This is a genomic window from Moritella sp. JT01, from assembly GCF_001574435.1.
Classification (GTDB): Bacteria; Pseudomonadota; Gammaproteobacteria; order Enterobacterales; family Moritellaceae; genus Moritella.
In genome coordinates this window covers 44731-50956 of the sequence record NZ_LOCN01000002.1, presented here as the reverse complement: position 1 = coordinate 50956, position 6226 = coordinate 44731, and the positions used below count along the sequence as shown (strand labels likewise).

Sequence of the window (6226 nt, the reverse complement as noted above, 5' to 3'; positions counted from 1 at the left end):
ACTTCTTATCCCTCGATTATCGAGAAGTCTGATTCATACCGGCTTTTTATTTTCTGCAGATTTATTATTTCAACTATTCTATATCACCGAACTATGTCCAAATTGTTCTCGAGTGTCTGCACGATTACGGTGTCAGCTATTCTGTATTTGTTACATTATTATTTTTGTGATTAATGACAATTATTTTGATTTTATATAAATAAACCCTTGCAAACGCAAATGAGAATCGTTATTGTTAGCTTGTTCTTCAGGAAATCATTATTTGTTTCAGTAGGACAAGACATTGCTCACATTGCTTNNACCGAATTTTTTCGGGCCGGTAGATCAGACTTCTTATCCCTCGATTATCGAGAAGTCTGGTTGATACCGGCTTTTTATTTTCTGCAACAAAATCATTTTTCATTAACATAAATCAAACATTTTATTTATTCAATGATGTATTCTTTTTAATCATCATGCCTTCTTTTTACACATAATATTCTCAGTTTGAGATTCTTTTCCACATAACCTAAAAGCGTTAGATAACTTTAGATCTTACAGTTTAAATATTTAAGTTATTGTTATTTAATTGTTTTAGTTGTTGCCATTAACGATCTATATTTTTTACTGAGTTTTTTGATCGTCATTGTCAACAGAGTTATCCACAGTTAGATCAAGATCTATGATCGAGTGGTTAAGATCTGATCGCAAGATATATTTTTATCATCAACATAGCGAGAATTCACGGCTTGTGGCATGCTTAGCCTATTCATCATTTATTTCACTGAGTTTATTTTATGTCTACGATCCCTAGCAATCCCCTCGTGCTTGTCGATGGCTCTTCGTATCTGTTTCGTGCTTATCATTCACCTCCGCATTTGACCAATGCTGAAGGTATGGCGACGGGTGCTGTGTATGGTGTCGTTAACATGTTAAAGAGCTTATTAACACAATTTAGTCCCAGTCATATCGCGGTTATCTTCGATGCCAAAGGTCCTACATTCCGAAATGAAATGTACCCAGATTATAAAGCGCATCGTCCACCAATGCCGGATGATCTACGTTGTCAGATCGAACCGGTGCATGACATCGTTAAGGCATTGGGTTTACCCTTGATCTGTATTTCGGGTGTTGAAGCCGATGACGTGATCGGTACGATCGCCAAGCAAGCTAGTGCAGAAGGTCGTGCTGTATTGATCAGTACTGGTGATAAAGATATGGCGCAGTTGGTTGATGAGAATGTCACGCTGATCAACACCATGACGGACACGGTATTGGATCCACAGGGTGTTAAAGACAAATTTGGTGTACCACCAGAGTTGATCATTGATCTGCTTGGGCTTATGGGTGATGCTGCCGATAACATTCCGGGTGTGCCAGGTGTTGGGGAGAAAACCGCGTTAGGTTTGCTGCAGGGATTGGGCAGCATTAAAGATATCTACAATAACTTAGACGCTATTGCCCCTTTAGGTTTCCGTGGTTCGAAAACCCTCGCTAAAAAGATGATCGAGCATAAAGGTAATGCTGAAATTTCTTATGCATTAGCGACGATCAAATTGGATGTTGAAACCGGTGTAACCCTTGATGATCTGGCTATCGCAGAAACAGATACCGATGCATTGGCTGAGTTATACCAGCAGATGGGCTTTAAACGTTGGTTAGCGGCGTTATTAGGCGGTGCTGATGCAACTAAACATGTGTATGCAGGTAAAGCAGCAAAATCGAGTTCAGCGGCAAGTGAGTCTGACAGTAATGACGTTGTAGCCCCTTGTACAATTGATCGCAGCAATTATGAAACGATTTTAACCCAAGCAGATTTTGATCGCTGGTTAGAGAAGTTACAAAAAGCCGATCTGTTTGCGTTCGATACTGAAACCACGAGTCTTAATTATATACAAGCTGAATTAGTGGGACTGTCATTTGCAGTTGCAGAAGGCGAAGCCGCTTATTTACCGGTTGCCCATGACTATTTAGATGCGCCCGAGCAGTTAGACCGTGATCATGTATTAGCGTCACTAAAAGCACTACTCGAAGACAGTAATGCAAAAAAAGTGGGTCAAAATTTAAAATACGACAAATCAGTGCTAGCAAACTACGGTATTAACCTCGCGGGTATTGCTTATGACACCATGATTGAATCGTACGTTTATAACAGTATCGCGACGCGTCATGACATGGACAGCTTAGCGGATAAATACTTAGGCCATAAAACGATTAGCTTTGAAGAGATCGCCGGTAAAGGTAAAAAACAATTAACTTTTAACCAGATTGAATTAGAGCAAGCGTCACCGTATGCAGCGGAAGATGCCGATGTTACGTTACGCTTACACAATGTACTGTGGGAAAAGATCGAGGCGGAACCTTCGCTAGTGGCGTTGTTTAACGAGGTTGAATTGCCACTGGTCAGTATTTTATCAACGGTAGAACGCCAAGGTGTATTGATTGATAAATCAAAACTCGATGCACAAAGTGTTGAACTTGGAACTCGCATGCTGGAGCTAGAAGCTAAAGCACACGAAATTGTCGAGCAACCATTTAATCTGAGTTCGCCAAAACAGCTGCAAGAAATTCTATTTGTTAAAATGGAATTACCGATCATTAAGAAAACGCCAAAAGGCGCACCGTCGACAGCAGAAGAAGTGTTACAAGAACTGGCTCTAAATTATCCATTACCAAAAATTATCTTAGAGTACCGCAGTTTAAGTAAACTAAAATCAACCTATACCGATAAACTGCCAACCTTGATTGAAGAAAAAACCGGGCGGGTGCATACGTCTTATCACCAAGCGGTTACTGCGACTGGTCGTTTGTCTTCAAGCGATCCAAATCTACAAAATATTCCAGTACGCGCGGGTGAAGGTCGACGTATCCGTCAGGCATTTATTCCAGAAGCGGGTTATAAATATGTAGCAGTGGATTACAGCCAAATTGAATTACGTATTATGGCGCATTTATCACAAGATAAAGGGCTGCTAACGGCGTTCTCGGAAGGTAAAGATATTCACCGCGCAACGGCTGCAGAAGTATTTTCTGTTGAGCTTGATGAAGTAACGAGTGATCAGCGTCGTAGTGCCAAAGCAATTAACTTCGGGCTTATTTATGGGATGAGCGCATTCGGTTTAGGTCGTCAGTTAAACATTCCGCAAAAAGAAGCTAAGCAATACATGACGCGCTATTTTGAACGTTACCCTGGTGTATTAACGTACATGGACGAAACACGTAAAGTGGCTAAAGATAAAGGCTATGTTGAAACCTTATCAGGGCGTCGTTTATACCTACCTGAAATTAATGCACGTAATAAAATGCGTCAAATGGCGGCTGAACGTGCGGCAATTAACGCGCCAATGCAAGGGACTGCATCTGACATTATCAAGAAGGCGATGATTAATGTAGCTGGCTGGATGGAAACTGTGGAAACAGACTCTATTCGTATGTTAATGCAGGTTCACGATGAATTGGTATTCGAGATCAAAGAAGAGCATGTGGACGACTACATTGTTAATATCAAAGCGTTGATGGCGGCGGCAATGTCATTGGATGTACCACTTATTGCGGAAGCAGGTGTGGGCGATAATTGGGATGAAGCGCACTAATTTTGTATTAAGCGTTAATTTCATTATATTGTGATTTAAAAGAAAACCAGTCTCAGAGCTGGTTTTGTTGTTTTTTTACATAAAATAACGATGCAGGTGCGCTTTGTCACAAAAAATGTAACTAAATAACGTATTTTACTTTCGGTGTAAATAAGTTTGAAGTATATTAGCGAGGTAGGGTATGGAGGTTCGAAATTATATTTCAAACCTTTTGTTTCAAATTGAATTTATTATTCATCGCCACGTCACTTTTTGACGAGGCGTTTTTTTTGCCTGAAATTCAGAGTTTGAACTAGTCTTCGTTAATGTATTCAACGTCAGACGCTTCATCGTCGTCACTAGCAATGTTTATTGCAGGTTCCAAAGCATACCATTCGCATAGTTTGTTTTTAAGCACATCGATACCGGTATGTTTCAATGATGAGAACGGGGCTACTGTTACGTCACCACCAAATTCTTTTACCGCCTCTTTTACTTCTTTAACGGTTTTACTGCGAACGCCTTGTTTTAATTTATCTGCTTTGGTTAATAGCGCCATCACCGGGATATCAGAATCAATCGCCCAAAGAATTAATTGTTTATCTAAGTCTTTTAATGGGTGACGAATATCCATTAATACCACGATACCTTTTAATGACTGGCGTTTTTGAAGGTATTCACCTAAGGCTTTCTGCCATTTTTTCTTTACTTCAAAAGGTACTTTAGCAAAACCGTAACCCGGTAAATCGATAAGACGTTTGCCTTCTTCGATTTCAAATACGTTAATAAGTTGCGTACGGCCAGGGGTTTTACTGGTTCTCGCTAAGCTTTTTTGGCGTGTCAGCGTGTTCAATGCACTTGATTTGCCTGCATTAGATCGCCCAGCGAAAGCAATTTCAATGCCCGAATCGTCTGTTAGGTGACTAATGTCTGGCGCACTAATCCTAAATGCAGCGTTTTCGAAGTGTATCTTTTTGTTATCCAATCTAATATCTCTCATTGAAATTGTGTTAAATGATTACTTTTTTTTGAAAATGTGTAAAATAGTCAAATAGAATAATAATAAGTGTAACATGTCACGCCGTGACATGGGATCGGAAGCTGAAAATAACAAGTGGAATGCTATGAAAAGTCTTGTCTTATCTTTTGCAATGTTAATCGGATTAATGGGTACCGCCCAAGCTGCAGGGGATGCAGCTGCGGGTGAAGCTATTTCCGGTACATGTGCAGCGTGTCATGGTGCTGATGGTAATAGTCCTGCAAGTATCTATCCTAAGTTAGCGGGGCAAAATGCGTCGTATATTGTTAAGCAGTTGAAAGATTTTCAACTGGCGATGCAAACTGGTGGTGAAAAGGGTCGTAATGATCCAACCATGATGGGTATGTCTGCAATGTTAACTGAACAAAACATCCAGGATCTTGCGGCGTTTTTTGCGTCTAAAACTATGAAGCCTGAAGAAACACCTGAAGACGTTATCGCTGCAGGTCAGCAATTATATCGTGGTGGTGATATCGAACGTGGCATTGCTGGCTGTGCTGCATGTCATGGCCCACGTGGTAATGGTAGCGAAACAGCTAAATTCCCGAAAATATCAGGTCAACATGCTGATTATATTAAAGCGCAACTAGAGAAATTTAGTAGCCAAGAACGTGCAAATGACAAAAATGATATGATGCATGATATTGCATATAAATTGAAACCTGCCGATATGGAAATGATTTCTAAATATCTAGGTGGTCTTCACTAATCATTTTTGTTTAGTGAGTTCATTTTAATATCGTAAAAAACTCAGCCTCGGCTGAGTTTTTTATTTTCATCAGATCGGAATTACCTTTTTTCTTCCTCGCTTTTTTGATAGTCTGCGCTCACTTAAAGAATTGCCTCATTATGCCCTTAATAAAGACGGGTCAATTGACTATCTTTAAATAAGGCGCAATACGATACCCGCTAATAAACAATATGGTCAACAAGATAATTGTGAACCTTGTTATTAGACAGATTAAAGACAGAGAATACTATGACTCGTAAAAGAAAAGAACGTTCAGGCGGCCCGCTAGCTATTGCTAAATCAGACCGCAAAAAGCGTGAAACGAATACCCAAGCGTTAGAAGCGCGTAAGCATAAACGTTTAAAAAAGCGTAAAGGTTTAACATCAGGTAATAAAACCACGGAAGCTGTAAAAGGTAAAAAAGGCACGGGTGGTTCACGTAAGTCGGGCGATCCAAGAGTAGGCAGTAAAGCACCGATTCAATTGCTAACGACACCGACACCAGTTGTGCAACCTGCGATTGTTAAAGTGAAACGACCTAAAGCTGAAGTTAAGCCTGTTGCACCGGTATTAACGTTTGAGCAAGAGCTAGACAAACTAGAAAATGATGCACGCCTAAGTGGTCTATTACTACGTTTAGATAACAATGAAGTGCTAAACAGTGATGACCAAGCATATGTCGATGAAGGTGTTGATCGTCATGCATTCTTACTTGAAGAACTTGGTTATGCTGATGACGAAGAGTTTGAAGAAGATTATGATGAAGATGAGTGGGATGAAGCGATGATGGCAGAACTTGATGCTAAAGCACTTCAAACTACTAATGAAAAATTATCGGAAGATGAGTTATATGAACGCTTCTTAGCGACAGAGAAGAAGTTAAAGAATAACGACGCAGAGGACTAA

The 6226-nt window shown here is 40.1% G+C and carries 4 protein-coding genes; 3 read left to right on the top strand and 1 reads right to left on the bottom strand.

Features of this window, described 5'->3' with window-relative positions; genetic code table 11:
* Nucleotides 1-776: 776 nt before the first annotated feature.
* Complete coding sequence (gene polA / locus AKG98_RS02490; protein ID WP_067040900.1) at nt 777-3572, top strand: DNA polymerase I; 2796 nt, start codon at nt 777-779, stop codon at nt 3570-3572.
* A gap of 292 nt (nt 3573-3864) precedes the next feature.
* Here polA and yihA read toward each other — a convergent pair whose 3' ends face one another.
* Complete coding sequence (gene yihA, locus AKG98_RS02485; protein ID WP_198155382.1) at nt 3865-4536, bottom strand: ribosome biogenesis GTP-binding protein YihA/YsxC; 672 nt, start codon at nt 4534-4536, stop codon at nt 3865-3867.
* A 139-nt stretch (nt 4537-4675) separates the two neighbouring features.
* Here yihA and AKG98_RS02480 point away from each other — a divergent pair, with 139 nt between their 5' ends.
* The gene (locus AKG98_RS02480) at nt 4676-5299 is read left to right on the top strand and encodes a cytochrome c (protein WP_067041089.1); all 624 of its coding nucleotides are present in this window, start codon (nt 4676-4678) and stop codon (nt 5297-5299) included.
* A gap of 270 nt (nt 5300-5569) precedes the next feature.
* Nucleotides 5570-6226 carry a Der GTPase-activating protein YihI gene (gene yihI, locus AKG98_RS02475; protein ID WP_067040891.1) on the top strand — a complete coding sequence of 219 codons (657 nt, stop codon included), beginning with the start codon at nt 5570-5572 and terminating at the stop codon, nt 6224-6226.

Excerpts from the sequence above, each read along its gene's own strand:
- AKG98_RS02480 (WP_067041089.1), top strand. The coding sequence starts at position 4,676 with ATGAAAAGTCTTGTCTTATCTTTTGCAATGTTAATCGGATTAATGGGT.
- yihI (WP_067040891.1), top strand. The coding sequence starts at position 5,570 with ATGACTCGTAAAAGAAAAGAACGTTCAGGCGGCCCGCTAGCTATTGCT.
- polA (WP_067040900.1), top strand. The coding sequence starts at position 777 with ATGTCTACGATCCCTAGCAATCCCCTCGTGCTTGTCGATGGCTCTTCG.